The 18188-nt window shown below is 64.4% G+C and carries 19 protein-coding genes; 12 read left to right on the top strand and 7 right to left on the bottom strand.

The genetic code is table 11. The features are described from left to right. The first annotated feature begins 64 nt into the window (after positions 1 to 64). From FMM02_RS08795 to FMM02_RS08780, 4 genes are all read left to right on the top strand, one after another. Positions 65 to 346, top strand: a complete 282-nt coding sequence (locus FMM02_RS08795; RefSeq protein ID WP_147494494.1) for a DUF1049 domain-containing protein — start codon at positions 65 to 67, stop codon at positions 344 to 346. Next, positions 343 to 1017 (top strand): orotidine-5'-phosphate decarboxylase, encoded by a 675-nt coding sequence (gene pyrF / locus FMM02_RS08790; RefSeq protein WP_147494493.1) that lies wholly within the window; start codon positions 343 to 345, stop codon positions 1015 to 1017. Before FMM02_RS08795 ends, pyrF begins: the two co-directional genes overlap by 4 nt. A gap of 65 nt (positions 1018 to 1082) precedes the next feature. After that, positions 1083 to 1943 (top strand): acetyl-CoA carboxylase, carboxyltransferase subunit beta, encoded by an 861-nt coding sequence (gene accD, locus FMM02_RS08785; RefSeq protein WP_147494492.1) that lies wholly within the window; start codon positions 1083 to 1085, stop codon positions 1941 to 1943. Next, positions 1943 to 3253: a bifunctional folylpolyglutamate synthase/dihydrofolate synthase gene (locus FMM02_RS08780; protein ID WP_147494491.1), complete on the top strand. Its 1311-nt coding sequence runs from the start codon at positions 1943 to 1945 to the stop codon at positions 3251 to 3253. The genes accD and FMM02_RS08780 overlap by 1 nt, the downstream gene beginning before the upstream one ends. Here FMM02_RS08780 and FMM02_RS08775 read toward each other — a convergent pair. Next, positions 3231 to 4913 carry an AmpG family muropeptide MFS transporter gene (locus tag FMM02_RS08775; protein WP_147494490.1) on the bottom strand — a complete coding sequence of 561 codons (1683 nt, stop codon included), beginning with the start codon at positions 4911 to 4913 and terminating at the stop codon, positions 3231 to 3233. The genes FMM02_RS08780 and FMM02_RS08775 overlap by 23 nt on opposite strands. A 141-nt stretch (positions 4914 to 5054) precedes the next feature. Here FMM02_RS08775 and FMM02_RS08770 point away from each other — a divergent pair, with 141 nt between their 5' ends. Then, the gene (locus tag FMM02_RS08770) at positions 5055 to 6212 is read left to right on the top strand and encodes an aromatic ring-hydroxylating oxygenase subunit alpha (protein ID WP_147494489.1); all 1158 of its coding nucleotides are present in this window, start codon (positions 5055 to 5057) and stop codon (positions 6210 to 6212) included. On the opposite strand, the gene FMM02_RS08765 is transcribed toward FMM02_RS08770, so the two are convergent. Further along, a complete protein-coding gene (locus FMM02_RS08765; protein ID WP_147494488.1) occupies positions 6191 to 6622 on the bottom strand; it encodes a response regulator in 432 nt (143 codons plus the stop codon). The two genes, FMM02_RS08770 and FMM02_RS08765, sit on opposite strands and share 22 nt — an antisense overlap. Before the next feature lie 53 nt (positions 6623 to 6675). Between FMM02_RS08765 and FMM02_RS08760 the strand changes: the two genes are divergently transcribed. Then, positions 6676 to 7458: a pseudouridine synthase gene (locus FMM02_RS08760; RefSeq protein ID WP_246104758.1), complete on the top strand. Its 783-nt coding sequence runs from the start codon at positions 6676 to 6678 to the stop codon at positions 7456 to 7458. Continuing rightward, positions 7455 to 7991, top strand: coding sequence for a 16S rRNA (guanine(966)-N(2))-methyltransferase RsmD (gene rsmD / locus FMM02_RS08755; protein ID WP_147494486.1), 537 nt, complete (start codon positions 7455 to 7457; stop codon positions 7989 to 7991). Before FMM02_RS08760 ends, rsmD begins: the two co-directional genes overlap by 4 nt. On the opposite strand, the gene FMM02_RS08750 is transcribed toward rsmD, so the two are convergent. From FMM02_RS08750 to FMM02_RS08735, 4 genes are all read right to left on the bottom strand, one after another. Next, positions 7988 to 8338, bottom strand: coding sequence for a hypothetical protein (locus FMM02_RS08750; protein ID WP_147494485.1), 351 nt, complete (start codon positions 8336 to 8338; stop codon positions 7988 to 7990). The genes rsmD and FMM02_RS08750 overlap by 4 nt on opposite strands. A 72-nt stretch (positions 8339 to 8410) precedes the next feature. Then, on the bottom strand, positions 8411 to 9346 hold the full coding sequence (locus FMM02_RS08745; protein WP_147494484.1) for a metal-dependent hydrolase: 936 nt from the start codon (positions 9344 to 9346) through the stop codon (positions 8411 to 8413). 11 nt (positions 9347 to 9357) lie between these two features. After that, positions 9358 to 10371 (bottom strand): 2-oxoacid:ferredoxin oxidoreductase subunit beta, encoded by a 1014-nt coding sequence (locus FMM02_RS08740; protein WP_147494483.1) that lies wholly within the window; start codon positions 10369 to 10371, stop codon positions 9358 to 9360. A gap of 79 nt (positions 10372 to 10450) precedes the next feature. Next, positions 10451 to 12340, bottom strand: coding sequence for a 2-oxoacid:acceptor oxidoreductase subunit alpha (locus FMM02_RS08735; RefSeq protein ID WP_147494482.1), 1890 nt, complete (start codon positions 12338 to 12340; stop codon positions 10451 to 10453). 133 nt (positions 12341 to 12473) lie between these two features. On the opposite strand from FMM02_RS08735, the gene FMM02_RS08730 reads away from it, so the two are divergent. The 5 genes from FMM02_RS08730 to FMM02_RS08710 all read left to right on the top strand — a co-directional run bounded on the left by FMM02_RS08730 (position 12474) and on the right by FMM02_RS08710 (position 17315). Next, the gene (locus FMM02_RS08730) at positions 12474 to 13244 is read left to right on the top strand and encodes a hypothetical protein (RefSeq protein WP_147494481.1); all 771 of its coding nucleotides are present in this window, start codon (positions 12474 to 12476) and stop codon (positions 13242 to 13244) included. 74 nt (positions 13245 to 13318) lie between these two features. Continuing rightward, entirely contained in the window at positions 13319 to 13792 is a 474-nt protein-coding gene (locus FMM02_RS08725; RefSeq protein ID WP_147494480.1) for an RNA pyrophosphohydrolase, read from the top strand. Positions 13793 to 13843: 51 nt separating this feature from the next. Continuing rightward, positions 13844 to 15052 (top strand): hydrolase, encoded by a 1209-nt coding sequence (locus FMM02_RS08720; protein ID WP_147494479.1) that lies wholly within the window; start codon positions 13844 to 13846, stop codon positions 15050 to 15052. Continuing rightward, the gene (locus FMM02_RS08715) at positions 15049 to 16065 is read left to right on the top strand and encodes an arginine N-succinyltransferase (protein WP_147494478.1); all 1017 of its coding nucleotides are present in this window, start codon (positions 15049 to 15051) and stop codon (positions 16063 to 16065) included. Before FMM02_RS08720 ends, FMM02_RS08715 begins: the two co-directional genes overlap by 4 nt. Further along, positions 16062 to 17315, top strand: coding sequence for an N-succinylarginine dihydrolase (locus FMM02_RS08710; protein ID WP_147494477.1), 1254 nt, complete (start codon positions 16062 to 16064; stop codon positions 17313 to 17315). Before FMM02_RS08715 ends, FMM02_RS08710 begins: the two co-directional genes overlap by 4 nt. A 349-nt stretch (positions 17316 to 17664) precedes the next feature. On the opposite strand, the gene FMM02_RS08700 is transcribed toward FMM02_RS08710, so the two are convergent. Then, on the bottom strand, positions 17665 to 18009 hold the full coding sequence (locus FMM02_RS08700) for a hypothetical protein (RefSeq protein ID WP_147494476.1): 345 nt from the start codon (positions 18007 to 18009) through the stop codon (positions 17665 to 17667). Positions 18010 to 18188 lie beyond the last annotated feature (179 nt).

The following is an 18188-nucleotide window of genomic DNA, read 5'->3' as shown; positions in this document are numbered from 1 at the left end:
GAGCGGCGAACGGGTGACTGGTCAGCACGGCCGCAACGGCCTAAAGCCCCTGCCGGGGAGAGACATGAACTTCTTGAAGACCTTATTCTGGGTAGTCGTCGCCGTGTCGCTGGCGATTTTCGCGACACGCAATTGGACGGACGTGTCGGTCAGCCTGTGGGGCGGGATACAGGCCGACATCAAGTTGCCCGCCTTGCTGCTCCTGACATTCTTGATCGGATTCCTGCCGACCTATTTTATCATGCGCGGCCGGATCTGGTCTTTGCAGCGCAAGCTGATGCTATCGCAGGGCCCCACCGTCGCTCCCGTCGCGCCGCCGCCTGCCAGGGACGACGAGCCGGCATGACCAGCCCGATCTTCGTCGCCATCGATACCCCGGACCTCGACCGCGCCCGGACCATCGCCTCGTCGGTCAGGCGCCATGCCGGCGGGCTGAAGCTGGGCCTGGAATTCTTCTGCCACAACGGCCGCGCGGGCATCCTCGAAATGGCGGAATTGGGACTCCCGATCTTCCTCGACCTCAAGTTCCACGACATTCCCAATACTGTCGCAAAGTCGATCCAGGCGCTTTCGCCTGTGACCCCGGCAGTGCTGACCGTTCATGCCGCGGGCGGCCGGGCGATGATGGAGGATGCCAAGGCCGCGGCGCCCGCCGGGACCAAGGTTGTCGGGGTAACCGTGCTGACCAGCCTCGACGGTTCCGACCTCGATTCCATCGGCATCAAGGGCGGGAGCCACGGCCAGGTCGAGCGCCTTGCCCAGCTGGCGCGCGAAGCCGGGCTCGACGGCATCGTCTGTTCGGGAAGCGAGGTGGCCGCGGCCCGCGCTTTCTGGAAGGACGGCTATTTCGTCGTCCCGGGAATTCGGCCCGCGAACAGCGCCGTGGGCGACCAGAAGCGGGTGATGACCCCGCGCGAAGCGATCGATGCCGGGGCCTCGATCCTGGTGATCGGCCGGCCGATCACCGGCGCCGCCGACCCCGACGCGGCGCTGCGCGATATCGCCGGCACGCTTTAACGCAAGGCGTGGACATGGCGCGGCTTCGCGCCTACCTCCCGCCCGCAGCAAGAAATGAGGTTTGAATGAGCTGGCTGAGCAGCGTCCGCAAAGGCATCCAGTCGCTGACCAAGCGGCAGACCGCGGACAATCTTTGGCACAAGTGCAAGAAGTGCGGGTCGATGGTCTTCACCAAGGAATGGGAAGAGAATCTCTACGTCTGTCCGCGCTGCGACCATCACGACCGCGTCGGACCGACGGTTCGCTTCGATTCCCTGTTCGACCGTCGCAAATACGAAATTCTGCCCAGTCCTGAAGTTCGGGAAGACCCGCTCAAGTTCCGGGATACCAAGCGGTACACCGACCGGATCAAGGCGGCGCGCTCGACCACCGGAGACCGCGACGCGCTGATCAACGCAGTCGGCAAGATCGAAAGCCGGCAGGCGGTCGTCGGCGTGCAGAATTTCGCCTTCATGGGCGGATCGATGGGCGTTGCCGTGGGCGCGGCCTTCGTTGCCGGCGTGACCCGGGCGATCGAACTTCAATGTCCCTATATTCTGTTCACCGCCGCCGGCGGCGCGCGGATGCAGGAAGGCATTCTGTCGCTGATGCAGATGCCGCGCACTACCGTTGCGCTGGCCCGGCTGCGCGAGGCCGGTCTTCCCTATCTCGTCGTGCTGACCGATCCGACCACGGGCGGGGTCACCGCAAGCTATGCGATGCTTGGAGACGTGCAGATTGCCGAGCCGGGCGCGCTGATCGGTTTTGCCGGACAGCGCGTCATCGAGCAGACGATCCGCGAGAAACTGCCTGATGGTTTCCAGCGCGCGGAATATCTGCTCGAACATGGCATGATCGACATGGTCACCCATCGCCACGTCCTGAAGGACAGGATCGGCCGGCTGATCGATTATCTTGCGCCCGAAAAGGACAAGAAGGCCGCCTGATGAAGGAGGTGGTCCGCTCGTCGGATCCGCGCATCGCCGCACTGATCGCCCGGCAGGCAGCCCAATCGGCCGATGGCGACCAAATCGGCCTTGGTCGCATCCGTGCGCTGCTCGACCGGCTTGGTCGCCCGCAGGATTCGCTGCCGCCTGTTCTTCATGTCGCAGGCACCAACGGCAAGGGATCGACCTGCGCTTTCCTTCGCGCCGCGTTGGAGGCCGCGGGCAAGCGGGTCCATGTCTTCACCAGCCCGCACCTCGTCCGCTACAATGAGCGCATCCGGATTGCCGGCACGCTGATCGACGATGTTGAACTGGGCGGACGGATGGCTGCAGTGCTCGACGCCAACGAGGAGATTGGCGCCAGCCTGTTCGAAGTGAATGTCGCGGTCGCTTTCCTGGCGTTCCGCGACACGCCGGCTGATGCCTGCATCCTGGAAGTCGGGCTTGGCGGTCGACTTGATGCGACCAATGTAATCGAGCGTCCACTGGTGTGCGGGATCGCCAGCCTTGGCCTCGACCACCAGCAGTTCCTCGGCAGAAACATGGTCGGCGTCGCTCGCGAAAAGGCGGGCATCGCCAAGCCCGCAGTGCCGCTGGTGACCCAGCTTTATCCGCCCGACATCGCCGCGGCCGTTGCCGGGATCGCCGGGTCCGTCGGCGCGCCGGTGGAGGCGCGCGGGTCGAGCTGGACTGCAAGTCTTCGTCATGGCGCGATCAACTATCGCGATCGCGAGGGAATGTTGAAACTGCCCACGCCCCGGCTGGCTGGAAAGCACCAGGCAATGAACGCCGCACTTGCGGTCGCCATGCTGCGCCACCAATCCACGATCGCTGTGCCGCCGCCGGCGCTGACCGCGGCGATGGGTTGGGCGCAATGGCCGGCGCGGCTCCAGCAGCTGACGGCCGGCCCGATGTTCGACATGCTGCCGCGCGGAAGCGAGTTATGGGTCGACGGCGGCCACAATCCCGCAGCGGCAAGACTGATCGCCGACCATGCCCGTCGCCACTGGCAGGACGGCAAGCGGCTGGTACTGGTTTTTGCCAGCCTGGCGTCAAAGGATGCGGCAGGAACCCTTCGCCCGTTCCGCGGGCTGGCCCAGGAAGTGCTGACGCTGGGGATCGACGGTCATGACTGCCGCTCGCCCGAAGCGCTGGAGCAGCTTGCCGAAACGATGGGCTGTACTGCGCGCGCCAAGGTTGGTCTCGCCGACGCAATGGCGGCGCTACGCCAGCCCGCCAGGGTGCTGGTATTCGGTTCGCTGTACCTTGCCGGAGAGCTGCTGACGCTCAACGGGCCACTTCCCGAATAGGAGCCTCGCGGCGCCCGGCCATCGCCGTCCTCGCCCATTCGAGGATGACGAAAGCCACAGCGATCAGGCCGATGGCGGCGGTGAAGCGGAATACCGGGGCATAGCCGATCTGATCGATCGCCTCGCCGATCGCGGCCCGGCCGAGCGAGCCGATCAGGAAGGTCAGCGATGATAGAAGCGCATATTGCACCGCGCTGAATTCGCGCGAGGTGATCGACGACAGGTAGGCGACGAATGCCGCGCCCGCGAGGCCGCCGGCGATATTTTCGCCCGAGATCGCGATCAGCAGCCGCACCATTCGCAGGTCGGGCCCGAAACTATCGAGCGCGAACAGCCGGGCAAAGGCGTCGATGTAATATGCGCCGGAGGCGAGGTCAGCATAGAGAAGGTTGCTCGCTGCCGCGACGATCGCGCCGATCAGCAAGGTCGGCATCCGCCCGATCGTCGCGAAGAGGATGCCGCCAAGAGCGATCCCCGCCATGGTCATGAACACGCCGAAGATCTTCGACGCGAAGGCGACCTCGTCCCCCGTGTATTGCAGTTCCTGAAGATAGAAGGGGAAGGCGAACGAACCCCAAATATTGTCGGTGATCCGATAGCTGAGGATCAGGCCGAGGACGATGATCACCCCCCAGCCGATCCTCCGGACCAGCTCGGCGAGCGGCAGGATCAGCGCCGAATACGCATGATCGGCGGCGCGGGCTCCGGCGTCCGGCCGATCGTCGTCCGCGTCGAGGGTCATGTCGGCGCGGAAGCTCATCCAGTTGAACACCGCGGCGACGATCGCGGGTAGGATGACTGTAGCGGCAACGATCAACGGCCCCATGCTCCGGGTGAAGTCGCCCACCGCCGGTGGATTGGGGTCGTTGGGGGAAGCTGTGACCACCCGGATCATGAAGGCCGCAACGGTCCAGATCGCCCAGACCCAGCCTGTGCCGACGATCGCCAGCCCTGCGGCCCGCCACTTGGGAAGGACCGCCCCCTTGCGGCGAAGCCATCCCTGTTCACTTTCTTCGGCGGTTCGCGGCGTATCCGGGGCCATCAGCGTGGCGATGATAGTCAGTGCCATGAACCCGCCCATGACCGCATAGACCGTCGGCCAGCTGATCCGTTCGGACAGCACCAGCGCCAATGCCCCGCCAACCAGCGCCGCGATCCGGTAGCCGAACTGGTAAATGGTCGACAGGATTTCCACGGGGGCTTTCTCGTCCGCCACGTCGATGCGCCAGGCATCGATGACGACGTCCTGCGTCGCCGACGCAAAAGCACCGATCACCGCGACCAGCGCGAACCAGCCAAGGTCAAGCCGGGGATCGGAAAAGGCCATGGCCAGGAATGTCGCGCTCAGCAGCAGCTGGCACAGCAATAGCCAGCTACGACGCCGGCCAAGCCGTTCCAGCAGTGGCAATCGCACCCGATCGACCAGCGGCGACCAAAGGAATTTGAAGGCATAAGCCAGGCCGATCCAGGACAATACGCCAATGGTCGCGAGGTCAATCTGCCATTCGCCCAGCCAGGCGTTCAATGTCCCGATCAGCAGCGTATAGGGAAGGCCGGCGGCGAAGCCGAAAACAAGCATGATGGCCGTCTTGCGATTGGCAAGCGCCGCCCGAAGCACACCCAGTCCTTTTGGCTGCTCGCCAATGGCCGCCGTTGCCATAGATATCTTGCTCCTGAACCGTTCGCGATGAACCTAGCAGCCTCTGGGCCAAGGGGAAGCGGCAAACATTGGCAGGTGGTGCCGAAAATCTGTTCGGCTCGGCCTTGCAAGCCATCGCAGGGGAGCGCAGTCTTCATGGCCATGGACTTCCCCAGGACCCCGCGCCGGCCGACCCCCGGCCAACGCGCGCTCGCCGAAGCGCTTGCCCGCGGTGAAGCCGCGCTAGGCAGTGCGGTCGAAGCGCTTCCCGCCTCGGTTTACACCGACCCCGATCGTTTCGGCGCCGAGCAGCGCGCCCTGTTCGACAAGGTGCCCCACCTTCTCGCCCCATCCGCGCTATTGCCGGCACCGCGCCAGGCGGTGACCCATGACGGCTATGGCACCCCACTGATCCTGACCCGTGACGATAATGGCCGCGCCCATGTGTTCGCCAATGTCTGCCGCCATCGCGGCACGCGGCTGATCGACACGCACGAGGTCGTACCGGCCAAGCGGATCGTCTGCCCCTATCATGCCTGGGCATATAAGCCCGACGGTGAGTTGACCGGGATACCGCGGGCCGACTGTTTCCCCGATTTCGACAAGGCCAGCCACGGGTTGAGAGAGTTCCCCTGCGTGGAAGAAGGCGGACTGATCTGGTGGGCCAAGGACGAAGGCGCCGATTTCAGCGACGCACGTTTGCTGACGCCCGACCTTGACGCGTTCGGGCTCGGTGAACTTTACCTCTACAGGCGCAGGACGCATGAAGTGGCGGCCAACTGGAAGCTGATTATCGACGCCTTCCTTGAAAGCTATCATGTCCAGCGGCTCCACGCCGCGACCATCGCCAGCTTCTTCGCCGACGGCATCACCACCGCCGACACCATCGGATGTCACCAGCGTGCCGCGGTCGGTCGGTCGGCCTACCTTACGGAAATCGACCGCGATGACTGGGGCGAATTGCGCAAGGCGGTGACCTATACCTACCAGCTGTTCCCTTCCTCGGTGATCATCGTCAGCCCGGATTATATCAACCTGCTGATCGCCATGCCGCAGACGGTGGGAACGACGCTGGTCGAAGACCTGATGCTGATCCCCGAACCCCCGGCGACCAACGAGGCCGAGGCGCATTGGCAGCGAAGTTGGGAACTGCTCGACGGCGGGACCTTCGGCGCCGAGGACTTTCACGCCGCCGCGCTATGCCATCGCGGGCTGAAGTCGGGCGAGATCCAGGACGTGGTCATTGGAACATTGGAAAACGGAATCGCCGATTTCCACCGCAAGATCGAAACGGCGATTCAGGATTCTGCCAGCGGGTAGAGCGTCAGCCCCTTGGGCGGGCGGGCATTTTCGCCCGCGAGATGACGTTCGACCGCGGCCAGTGCCGATTTCAATGTCCGATCGCTATAAGGCTTTAGCAGGCAGCCGAGGACTAGTTCCGACGCATTTTCGGGCGGCATTCCAGTAACGAACACAATCGGGATGCCGCGCTGTTGCGCGACCTTGGCAAGGTCGATCCCGCTTCGCTCGCCCGTCAGCCGGACATCGGAGAGGATCAGGTCAACCTGTTCCTTGTCCAGTGTTTCGACTGCATCGGCGAAACGATCGAGCGTCGCCACCACCTCATACCCCTCGTCGCCGAGGAGGTTTTCATTGTCGAACGCCGTCAATGGCTCGTCCTCGACGATGAGGATTCTATTGACGATCCGCTTACGCTTCCCGAACAGCATCTTTAACCCGTATGAAAAACAATCCTCCCCCGCAACGAACGAAGCGCCCAGCAGTGCCACGGCGATCGAAAGGCCCCAGGCCAGCACCTGGTCCCAAGCCGGGACCGGCGCGCAACGAAGGTCCGCAGCGAATCGCCAAGCTGCTCGCCCGCGCCGGGATCGCGTCGCGCCGCGACATCGAACGGATGATCGCCGAGGGACGGATCGCGCTCAACGGAGAAACGCTGACGACGCCCGCCACGCTGCTGGAAAGCCTGGCGGGGGTGACGGTCGACGGCCAGCCGGTTAAGCCCGCCGGCGCGGCGCGGCTCTTCCTGTTCTACAAGCCTCCCGGATGCCTGACGGCGGCGCGCGACCCCAAGGGCCGACCGACCATTTACGACAAGCTGCCCGCCGGGCTGCCGCGGCTGATGCCGGTCGGCCGCCTCGACTATGCAACCGAGGGGCTGCTGTTGCTGACCAATGACGGGGAGCTGAAGCGCCAGCTCGAACTGCCGAGCACCGGGGTCGTGCGGCGCTATCGCGCCCGGGCGTTCGGTGACGTGACCCAGGCGCAGCTCGAACAATTGTCGGAAGGGGTGAGCATCGACGGCATCCGCTACGGCTCGATCGACGCCAACCTGGAACGGCGCACCGGGCGCAATTGCTGGATCGAATTGTCGCTGACCGAAGGAAAGAACCGCGAGGTTCGCAACGTGCTGGCCTATCTTGGCATGCAGGTGTCCCGGCTGATCCGTACCGCCTATGGCCCGTTCAGTGCCGACGGAGCGGCACCTGGCGACATTATCGAGGTACAACGCGAAGATCTGTTCCGCTTTCGCCAGACCCTGAAATGAGGATCATCGCCGGGCGGTGGCGCGGGCGAAAACTGGTCGCGCCGCCGGGCGCCGGCACCCGCCCCACTGCGGACCGGACCCGCGAGACATTATTCTCCATGCTCGTCAGCCGGCTCGGCAGCTTCGAGGGGTTGCGCGTTGCCGACCTTTACGCCGGAAGCGGTGCGTTGGGGCTTGAAGCGCTTTCGCGCGGCGCGGCCGAGGCAACCTTCATCGAGAACGACCGAGCTGCTCTACGCGCCATCGAATCCAATATCGCGGCACTCGGTGCGACCGGGGTTTCGGTGCGGCCGACCTCCGCAACGGCGCTCCCAGCTAGCGGACCGTTCGACCTCGTACTGGCCGACCCGCCCTATGCGCCGGGATCGGGTAGCGCCGTCGCCGCGGCGATTGCCAAGGCGGACTGGCTGGAGGACGGCGGCTGGATGGCGGTGGAAACGCAGCGCGGCGATGCGGTCGCACCGCCTTCCGACTGGACTGTTGACGCGATCCGCGACGTCGGCCGGGCGCGGCTGACACTGCTTCGCCGCTAGGCTTTCTTCGAATCCTTCTTCACGGCTTCGAATTCAGTGATCAGCCGCTTGCCGATCGCCATCGCAGCGGCCTGGCCAGCTGCCTTGACGGCGCGCGACGAGCCACCGCCCTTCTTGCCCGCCTCCTTGCTGGAAAATCCCTGTTCGGCAATCGCCGCCACCGCAGCCATTGCACCCACGGCCAGCAGGTCGGCGACCAGCGGGTGGTCGGCCATCTTGGCGAGAGCGTCGAAGCCGCGATGCTCGGCCTTCTTCGTCGCGCGCTTTTTGGGGGCCGGCTTGGTCTTAGCCGCGTCCTTGGCCTTTTTCTTCTTGGGCCCCTCGCCCGCTGACTTCGCCTTCGCCATCCCATTCCTCCTATCATGCGGCCGACCCTCGGCGTCCGGCGGTAACGACGCAAGTCCCTATTGGTTCAGCGCTCATTCGAGCGGGATGGTAAACGGATTGTAGCGAAAGCGATTGCCTTCCTGCGCCGGCGCTTCTCCCCCAGCGCGGTCCGTGAAGCGTTGGTCGGTCAGCACCCGCCGCCCCTCAATGTCGATGACGATCGGCATTCGCGACCAGAACAGGAAGGCGCGGACATCGGGCCGCTCGCGAGCCGCTGCAAGCAACGGGTCTTCGAGGCCAAGCGGGGTCCGACTGCCAGGAAGGCGGATGCCATGGAGCAGCAGCGACTGCCCCTGGCCAAATCCTTGCGCGTCGCGCCAAAGCATCTTGCGCTGCCAGAATATGCCGGGGACCGGGTTGGCAACGACCAGCGCGGGCTGGACGCCGCGCTGTTCAAGCAGTGCTGTCGTTGCCCGCTCGCTATGACCCGTGAAAAGGCCGTTGGCGAAGATATAGAGGCCGACGACCGCGAACCCCATCCAAGCGATCCGCCGCTCATCGCCGCCGCGCTTCTCGCTCCGCCGCGCCGCGAGGAAGGAGAGGGTCAGCGCAACCCACACCCAAATGTCGATGATGAACAGCGTATCACCGGCAAACCAGCGGCTAGAAAAAGGCTCGAGCAGCCGAATGCCATAGCTGTTGAGCCAGTCCAAAGCAGGATGGCTGAGGGTGCCAATGTAAGCGGCAATGATCAGCGGCCCGGGCCGCAGCGGGACCTTGCAAGGCCGCCAACGGTCATAGGCGATCACCAGCGCCGCCAGCAGCACGGGCAGGACCGCCAGCGCGATCGGCCCATGGGTGATCCCCCGGCGCAGCGCGAGGCTTTCCGTACCGACCAGCGTGGTCAGCGCATCGATATCGGGGATATTTCCCGCGATGACCAACGTCGCCATGGCCCGGCCGCTGAGCCGTTTGAGTCCCATCTGCCCGAGCATCGCCCCGACAAGGCCATGGGTAAGATTATCCACGTAGTCGGGCGCTATTCAGCCCGCGGTTCCTTTTCGACCTGCCAAGTCTGCCCTTGGCTGACGAGCTTTTGGAGGTCGGCGGCCTTGCCGTTGGCGGCGAACTGGTTCTGCTCGGTTACCGCGCTATCGAAGGTTGGCGCTGGGTCCTCATAAAGAACGCCGAGCGCGACCGGGAATGCGCTGGCCGGCATTTCCACCAGCATATGCGCGATCGCCCGGTTGCGCGGGTCGTGAACGAGCACCTCGTCGCTGTCTCCGTCAACCACCTTCAACATGTGGCGGTCCATATCGAGCGCGAGGCCTTTCGTGCCCGCGGCGAACAGCATCTTCTCGCCGGTCTTCAGCCACAGCTGCTTGTCCGCGGCGACCGATTTGTCGGTGAAGGAAGCGAATACATCGTCATTATAGACGACGCAGTTCTGGAAGATTTCGACGAAGCTTGCGCCCCTGTGCGCGTGCGCCGCCTTGAGCACTTCGGGCAGATTCTTGTGCACGTCGATGCCGCGGGCGACGAAGCGCGCGCCACTGCCCAGCGCAAAGGCGCAGGGGTTGGCGGGCCTGTCGACCGAACCGAACGGGGTCGAGGGGCTGCGCGTGCCGACGCGGCTGGTCGGGGAATATTGGCCCTTGGTCAGGCCGTAGATCTCATTGTTGAACAGCAGCAGCTGGCAATCGAGGTTGCGGCGCAGCATGTGCATCGTGTGGTTACCGCCGATGCTGAGCGCGTCACCGTCGCCGGTGATGATCCACACGTCGAGCTCGGGATTGGCAAGCTTGGTCCCCGTCGCGACCGCGCAGGCGCGGCCGTGGATAGTATGGAAGCCGTAGCTCGCCATATAGTAGGGAAAGCGGCTGGAGCAGCCGATGCCCGAGATGAACACGGTCTTCTCGCGCGCGACGCCAAGGTCGGGCATCGTCCGCTGCACCGCCTTCAACACAGCATAGTCGCCGCAGCCCGGGCACCAGCGAACCTCCTGGTCTGAGGCCCAGTCCTTGGCAGTGGTCAGCTTGGTCACTTCGTTCATACCAGATAGCCGTTGAGCCAGAGATAGAGAAAGACCACCAGCAACAGCATGGCGATCAGCGGGAATGGATTAATCGGCTTCATCCCAGCGCCTCATCGATCGCCGCTTCGATTTCGGCGATGCGGAAGGGATGGCCGCTGACCTTATTGAGCGGCCGTGCATCGACCAGGAACTGGTCGCGCAGCAGCGTCTTCAACTGGCCAGTGTTCATTTCCGGAACGATGATCCGGTCATAGCTGCGAAGCAGCTCACCGAGGTTGTTCGGGAATGGTGCGACATAGCGGATGTGGATGTGGCTGACGTCTTGGCCCTTGGCCCGGGCGCGGCGCACCGCCTGGTGGATCGGGCCGAAGGTCGAACCCCAGCCGACGATCGCCAGCTTGCCGCCTTCGTTACCCAGACACACGTCCTGGTCGGGGATCGATTCGGCGACGCCGGCGACCTTGGCCGCGCGTAACCGGGTCATCTCGGCATGGGCTTCGGGCGAATAATCGATGTTGCCAGTGCCGGGCTGCTTTTCGATGCCACCGATCCGATGTTCTAGGCCGGGCGTACCGGGCTTGATCCACGGGCGCGCCAGATCGCCATTGCGGCGATAGGGCATGACCTGGTCATTGTCGGGTTCGATCGCCGAAGCTTCGGCAAAGCTGACTGGGAATGGCTGATAGCCGCTCATGTCCGGGACCTTCCACGGCTCGGCGGCATTGGCGATATAGCCGTCCGTCAGCAGCATCACCGGGGTCATATAGCGTGTGGCGATGCGCACCGCCTCGATCGCGCAGTCGAACGCGTCGGCGGGCGAGCGGGCGGCGATCACCGGCATCGGCGCGTCGCCGTTGCGGCCATAGACCGCTTGGTAAAGGTCGGACTGTTCGGTCTTGGTCGGAAGGCCGGTCGAGGGACCGCCGCGCTGCGAGTTGACGATGACCAGCGGCAGCTCGGTCATGATCGCCAGCCCCATCGCCTCGCCCTTGAGTGCGATGCCCGGACCCGAGGACGAGGTGACCCCCAACTGCCCGGCATAGCTGGCACCGATCGCGGCGCAGATGGCAGCGATCTCATCCTCCGCCTGGAAAGTAGTGATCCCATATTCCTTGAGGCGTGAAAGATGATGCAGGATCGCCGAGGCGGGGGTGATCGGATAGCCGCCGAAGAACATCGGCAGGCCCGCCAGCTGCGAGCCTGCGATCAGGCCGAGCGACAGCGATTCTGCGCCGGTGACGGTGCGGTAGAGGCCCGGCTCCGCCGGCGCCGCTGCAAGATGCTGCTGGTGAACCTGTCCGCCGATTTCGACCGTTTCGCCATAGGCATGACCGGCATTGAGCGCGGCGATATTGGCTTCGGCAAGTTCCGGCTTCTTGGCGAACTTGGCGTTGAGCCAGTCGATGATCGGCTGCCGGTCGCGGTCGAACATCCACAGCGCCAGGCCCAGCGTCCACATATTCTTGCAGCGCAGCGCCTCCTTGTTGCCAAGGCCGAACGGCTTCACCGCGTCGAGCGTCAGTTGCGAGATGTTGAAATGCACCAGTTGCCACCTGGCGAGGCTGCCGTCCTCGAGCGGGCTTACCGCATAGCCGGCTTTGGCTAGGTTGCGCGGCGTGAACTCGCCCTCGTCGGCAATGATCAGTCCGCCTTCGCGTAAATGTCCCGCGTTCACCTTCAGCGCCGCGGGGTTCATCGCGATCAGCACGTCCGGCGCATCGCCCGCGGTCTCGATCGCCGAGGATCCGAAATTGATCTGGAAGGCGCTGACGCCGAAGGTCGTACCCTGCGGCGCGCGGATTTCGGCTGGGAAATCCGGGAAGGTGGCAAGATCGTTGCCGGCCAGCGCGGTCGACAGGGTGAACTGCCCGCCGGTCAGCTGCATCCCGTCACCGCTGTCACCCGCGAAGCGGACGACAACCGCCTCGCGCGGCGGGTTGGCGTGAGCGTCTTCAGGGGTCAGCACGTGGGTGGCCGACTGGGTCATTGGCAGGCGAGTCCTCGAAAGCAACGAAATACACCCCGCCCTTAGGACTGCGAGCGGCTCGATACCAGCCCGAACCGCGATTCGCCTCGCTGGCGGCGCTGCGCTAGGTTCCGCGCCGATCGGGGGACGGGGCATGATCTTCAAGCGTTCAATCGCCAGGCTTCGGGCCCAGAATTGGGCGGCGATCACGATCGAGCTGCTGATCGTGGTGGTTGGCGTCTTCATCGGCACGATGGTTGCCAACTGGAACCAGGACCGGCTGGAACGGCGCGATGCCGCCAAGATGCTGCGCGAACTGCGCCCCGCGCTGACCGATTTCGTCGATTTTTTCGAAACCGCGAAAATCTATTACGCAACCACGCGCGACTATTCCGAGGCGGCCTTCGGCGGCTGGCAAGGCGACCCGGCGGTAAGCGACGAGCAATTCGTCATCGGGGCCTACCAGGCCAGCCAGATCTATTCGCTTGGGCTGAACGCGGTGAACTGGACGCAAATCTTCGGCGGCAACCAGCTGCAGCATGTCGACGAGCCCGAGTTGAAGAAAAGCCTGGCTAATCTGATGACCCTCAACTTCGAACTGATCGACACGCCCGCGGTGGACACCGACTATCGCCGCAACGTCCGCCAGGTCATTCCCGAAGACATCCAGGACGCGATCCGCGCCGAGTGCGGCGATCGAGTGATCCCGGGCAAGCCGCTGACCCAGGCGCTCCCCCGCCGGTGCGATCTCGACTTTCCAGACGCGCGCTGGTCGACGGCCGCCGCTCGGCTTCGATCTCGCCCCCAGCTCACCGAACAATTGCGCTGGCACCGCGCGGCGGTTGCGGCCTTCCTGTCGAACATGGAGCTGTTCGAACAGCAGACCCATACGGTGATCGACCAGCTGGACGATGACCCGCGCTGACGTCCCGCGATCGCGGCCCAGCTTCCGATGGTTTCATTCTTGGCGATCCCGGCGCGCGCGCTTAGGGAGCAGCGATGAGCAAACCGGACGGACATTATCGCCGCGGCGTCGGCGTCATGCTGATCAACGAACATGGCCATGTCTTCGTCGGTCGGCGGATCGATAATCGGGACGAAGCCTGGCAGATGCCGCAGGGCGGGATTGACGCGGGCGAAGAAAGCTGGCCGGCGGCCTTGCGCGAACTGCAGGAAGAAACCGGGATCGCCCCGCATCTTGTCGAGCGGATCGCCTGTCATCCGCAGCAGCTGCGTTATGATATTCCCGCCGCGATCGCTTCGCGGCTATGGGGTGGCAAGTGGAAGGGGCAGTTGCAGGATTGGTACCTTGCGCGGTTCCTTGGCCAGGACCGCGATATCGACCTTGCCACCGAACATCCCGAATTCAGCCACTGGCAGTGGGTCGAGCCGCATCTGCTCCCCGAGCTGATCGTGCCCTTCAAGCGTGACATGTACCGCGCCATCCTCAAAGGATTCGCCGAACATCTGTGACCTGCGGCAGGTGTGGCCTTCCGTCCGTCTCCGCGCTAGAGGCTGCGGCCGATGGGGGAACTGACCAGCATCGAACGCTCCTGCGTGGAGGAAGCCTCGGCAACGCCGATGCTTGCCCAGGTCGAACGCTGGGCGGCCGTCAACAGCGGGTCACGCAACCTCGAGGGATTGGCGACCATCGCGGGCCTTCTGGCCGAAGAATTTTCTGCCCTGCCCGGCACATTGACGATGATCGATGCGGCCCCAGTCACTGCGATCGACGCGGCGGGACGAAGCCATGACATCGCGCATGGCCAGAACATCCGCCTAAGCGTGCGGCCCGATGCACCGGTCCAGCTGCTTTTTACCGGCCATATGGACACAGTGTTCGGGGCCAACCATCCGTTCCAGGCGCTTCGCTGGCTGGAACCGGGCAAGGTGCTGAACGGCCCCGGTGTCGCCGACATGAAAGGGGGAATCGCGGTCATGCTGGCGGCATTGAAGGCGGTCGAGGCCAGTCCCGCCGCGTCGACGATCGGCTATGATGTCATCATCAACAGCGATGAAGAGGTCGGGTCGCTCGGTTCTGCACCGCTGATCGCGAAGGTTGCCCAAGGCAAGCGCGCCGCGCTGACCTTTGAACCCTCCGCGCTTCCCGACGGAACCCTTGCCGGAGCCCGGCCCGGAAGCGGCAATTTCGACTTTACCATCCGCGGCCGCTCGGCCCATGCCGGACGCAATCCCGAAGACGGCCGCAACGCGCTGATCGCGGCCGCCGACCTCGCCCTCAGGGTCAAGGCAGCAATTGGGCCCGGCCTCAAGGTCAACCCGGCGCGGATCGACGGCGGCAGTCCCAACAATGTCGTCCCTGACCTTGCCATCCTGCGGGTCAATATCCGCCCCGACACGCTCGACGAGCAGCAACGCGCCCAGTCGCTGGTTTCGCGGCTGGCCGCCGAAATTGCGCGCGAACATGACGTCGAGGTCGAAGTTCATGGCCATTTCGCCCGCCCGCCAAAGCCGATGACGCCCGAGGCCGAAGCGCTGTTTACGCTAGTCAAGCAGGCCGGCGCTGATCTTGGCCAGCCGATCGGATGGAAATCGACCGGCGGCGTGTGCGACGGAAATAATATCGCCGCCTGCGGCGTGCCGGTCATCGACACGATGGGCGTGCGCGGCGGCAGCATTCATTCCATGGAGGAATATCTGATCGTCGAGTCCCTGTCCGAGCGCGCCGCGCTGTCCGCCCTGACCATCCTGCGGCTGGGCCAAGGCGCATGAGCTTTCGCATCCGCGCCGCGCGGCCCGACGATATTCGCGCGCTTTACGACCTTGCCAAGCTGACCGGCGGTGGGTTCACCAACCTGCCGGCGGAACGGCCGACGCTGGAGCAAAAGCTCGATCGGTCCGAAGCCGGGTTCACCCGTGAGGGCCAGAATCCCGGCGACGATCTTTATGTCTTCATGCTGGAGAATGTCGCGACCAAGCAGATCCGCGGAACCTGTCAGGTGTTCGGCGCGGTCGGCACCGACCGGCCTTTCTACAGCTACCTGATTTCGACGCTGACACAGAAAAGCGAGGAGTTGGGCCGCATTTTCCGCAACCAGACGCTCAACCTCACGACCGACCTTGAAGGGTCGAGCGAGGTCGGCGGCCTGTTCCTCCATCCTCACGAACGCGCCGGTGGCCTCGGCATGCTGCTGGCCCGATCGCGCTACCTGTTCATGAAACAGCACCGCCCGCGGTTCGGCGATACGGTCCTTGCCGAACTTCGCGGCGTGATGGACCAGGCAGGCCATTCACCTTTCTGGGACGCCATTGGCGGCCGCTTTTTCGGGATGAATTTCCCCGAGGCCGACGAATTCAACGCGGTCCATGGCACGCAATTCATTGCCGACCTGTTTCCCAAGACTTCGATCTACGTCGCCATGCTTCCCGAAAGCGCGCGCTCGGTCATCGGCCAGCCACACCCGACCGGCCGGGCGGCGCTGAAAATGCTCGAGAATGAAGGCTTTGTCTGGGACGGTTATATCGACATTTTCGACGGCGGCCCGACGGTTACCGCGCGCACCGACCGGATCAAGACCGTCACGGAGGCCGAATGGCTGCGTGTCGCGGGGACCAACGGCGGTGGCGGCCCGACGATGATGCTGGCGGCCGGGGTGATGCATGATTTCGTGGCCTGTTATAGTCACGCCAGCCGCACCGAAAACGGCGAACTGCTCATCGATCCCGTGGCGATGGAAATGCTCGGTATCGGGCCGGGTGACCGCGTGCTGGCGGTCGCCCGATGATCCGGGAAATCAACTTCGACGGGCTGGTCGGACCGAGCCATAATTATGCCGGCCTGAGCCTTGGCAACCTAGCCTCCGCCCGCAACGCGGGTGAAGTCTCCCGGCCCCGTGCCGCGGCCTTGCAGGGTATCGACAAGATGCGGGTCAATATCGCGCTGGGCCTGGTCCAGGGCATCCTCGTCCCGCCTCCGCGCCCGGCCCACCGCTGGTTGGCGGCGCTGGGCACCGACATCGCTTCGGCCGATCCGGTCATCGCCGCCAACGCGATGAGCGCTTCGACCATGTGGGCAGCAAATGCCGCGACGGTCAGCCCGGCGCCCGATACCGGCGACGGCAAATGCCACCTCACCGTGGCCAATCTCAAGAGCATGGCGCACCGCAGCCATGAATGGCCGGATACGCTGGCCCAGTTGCAGCTGGCCTTCGCCAATCCCGCCTTCCAAGTGCATAGCCCGGTTCCACCCGCCTTCGGCGATGAAGGCGCGGCCAATCACATGCGCCTTGCCCCGTCGCACGGCGAACCCGGTATCGAGGTCTTCATTTATGGCGTGACTGGCGGCCCCTATCCGGCCCGCCAGCATGTCGAAGCCTCCCGCGCGATTGCCAGGCTTCACGGTCTCGATCCTGCTCGAACCATCTTTGCAGCGCAGAGCGAGGAAGCGATTGCCGCCGGCGCCTTCCATAATGACGTGGTCGCGGTCGCGAACGGCCCGGTACTGTTCGCGCATGAGAAAGCATTCGCCGATCGCGACGCGCTTGTTGCCGAGCTTGCCGGACGATTGGCGGAGTTCGAGTTGGTCGAGGTCCCGGACAGCGAAGTTCCGCTGGCGGACGCCATCCGCAGCTATTTGTTCAACGCCCAGCTGGTCACTCCCCCCAGCGGGGAAATGACGCTGGTCGCGCCGACCGAATGCCGCGATACGCCGTCGGTAAAGGGCTGGATCGATCGCCATTTGGCATCCAACGGGGCGATCCGGCGGATCGAATTTGTCGACGTTCGCCAGTCGATGGCCAATGGCGGCGGGCCGGCATGCCTGCGTCTTCGCGTCCAATGCGATCCCGATAAGGTCGACCCACGCTTCCTGGTCGACGAGGCCAGGCTTGACCGGATTGCCGCCGTGATTTCCAGCTGTTGGCCCGATGAAGTCGCGATTGGCGATATCCAGCGCGCCAGCTTGGTGAAGACGGTAGAAACCGCGCGGCTGTCCCTTCTCGACACACTCGATCTAGGCGGACTCGCTTCGTATTAATTTTCGCTTTACCAATATCGTTAGGCCGAAACTGGCGGAACCGGGGAACCGGCCCGCCGTTCAGTTAACGATTGGACCATGTTGAAGCGTTTCGCCCGCCTTTTCACGATCAAGACGCGTCTCGAGGCGTATCTGGTCACTTACGCAATCGCGGTCGGCGCGATCGAGCGTGGCATTCATTACATGGAAAATTATCCGGGCTTCGCCGGCTGGCTGCTATTTGCCGCCTGCCTCGGCGTACCCTTTATTGCCGGCGCCAAGCTGCTCGATAGTGTCCGGCCTGAAGCCAGCACGGCGCCCGACACGCGCGCATCGGCGAGAACCTCCTGGCACTTCCGGCCGCGCCGGATCAGTCGTAATCGACCCAGAGATTACCGGTTGGCCCGCGGTTCAGCGTTACCGTCGTCACATCGCACAGATTGACCGCCGTAAAGGTCGCGGTCTTGCCGTCCGACAGACGGGCCTGGACATCGAACGCGCAATCCGGATTGGCAAATGCCACCGCCGTCCGCGATCCCATTGCTGGATTGCCATTGAGCGGTTGCCATTCGCTGGTCCCAACGCGCCGGATCATCAGCGACACGATGTCGGCCCCGGTGCGGTTGACGAGGGTGAAGTTGCCCGCGCCCGACTGGGCCATGGCCGGTGATGAGGCGATGATTGCAGCGACGAGCGGTACGATGAAGCGTTTCATGCGTACGATATAAAGGAATGTGCGGGCCGGTTCAAAGGGATGACGCGCGCCCGCCCCACTCATCGGGCGCGCGCCATGGCCCCACGCGGCTAGGCCGCGAAGGCTTGATTGGGCTGCCCTCCGGACCGGCTGATAAAGACGGCACTCGCGGGCTGGCGAAAGCTCTCCGATAAGGGAAG

Source organism: Sphingomonas xanthus, from assembly GCF_007998985.1.
GTDB lineage: Bacteria > Pseudomonadota > Alphaproteobacteria > Sphingomonadales > Sphingomonadaceae > Sphingomicrobium > Sphingomicrobium xanthum.
This window is presented reverse-complemented; position numbering and strand designations above follow the sequence as displayed.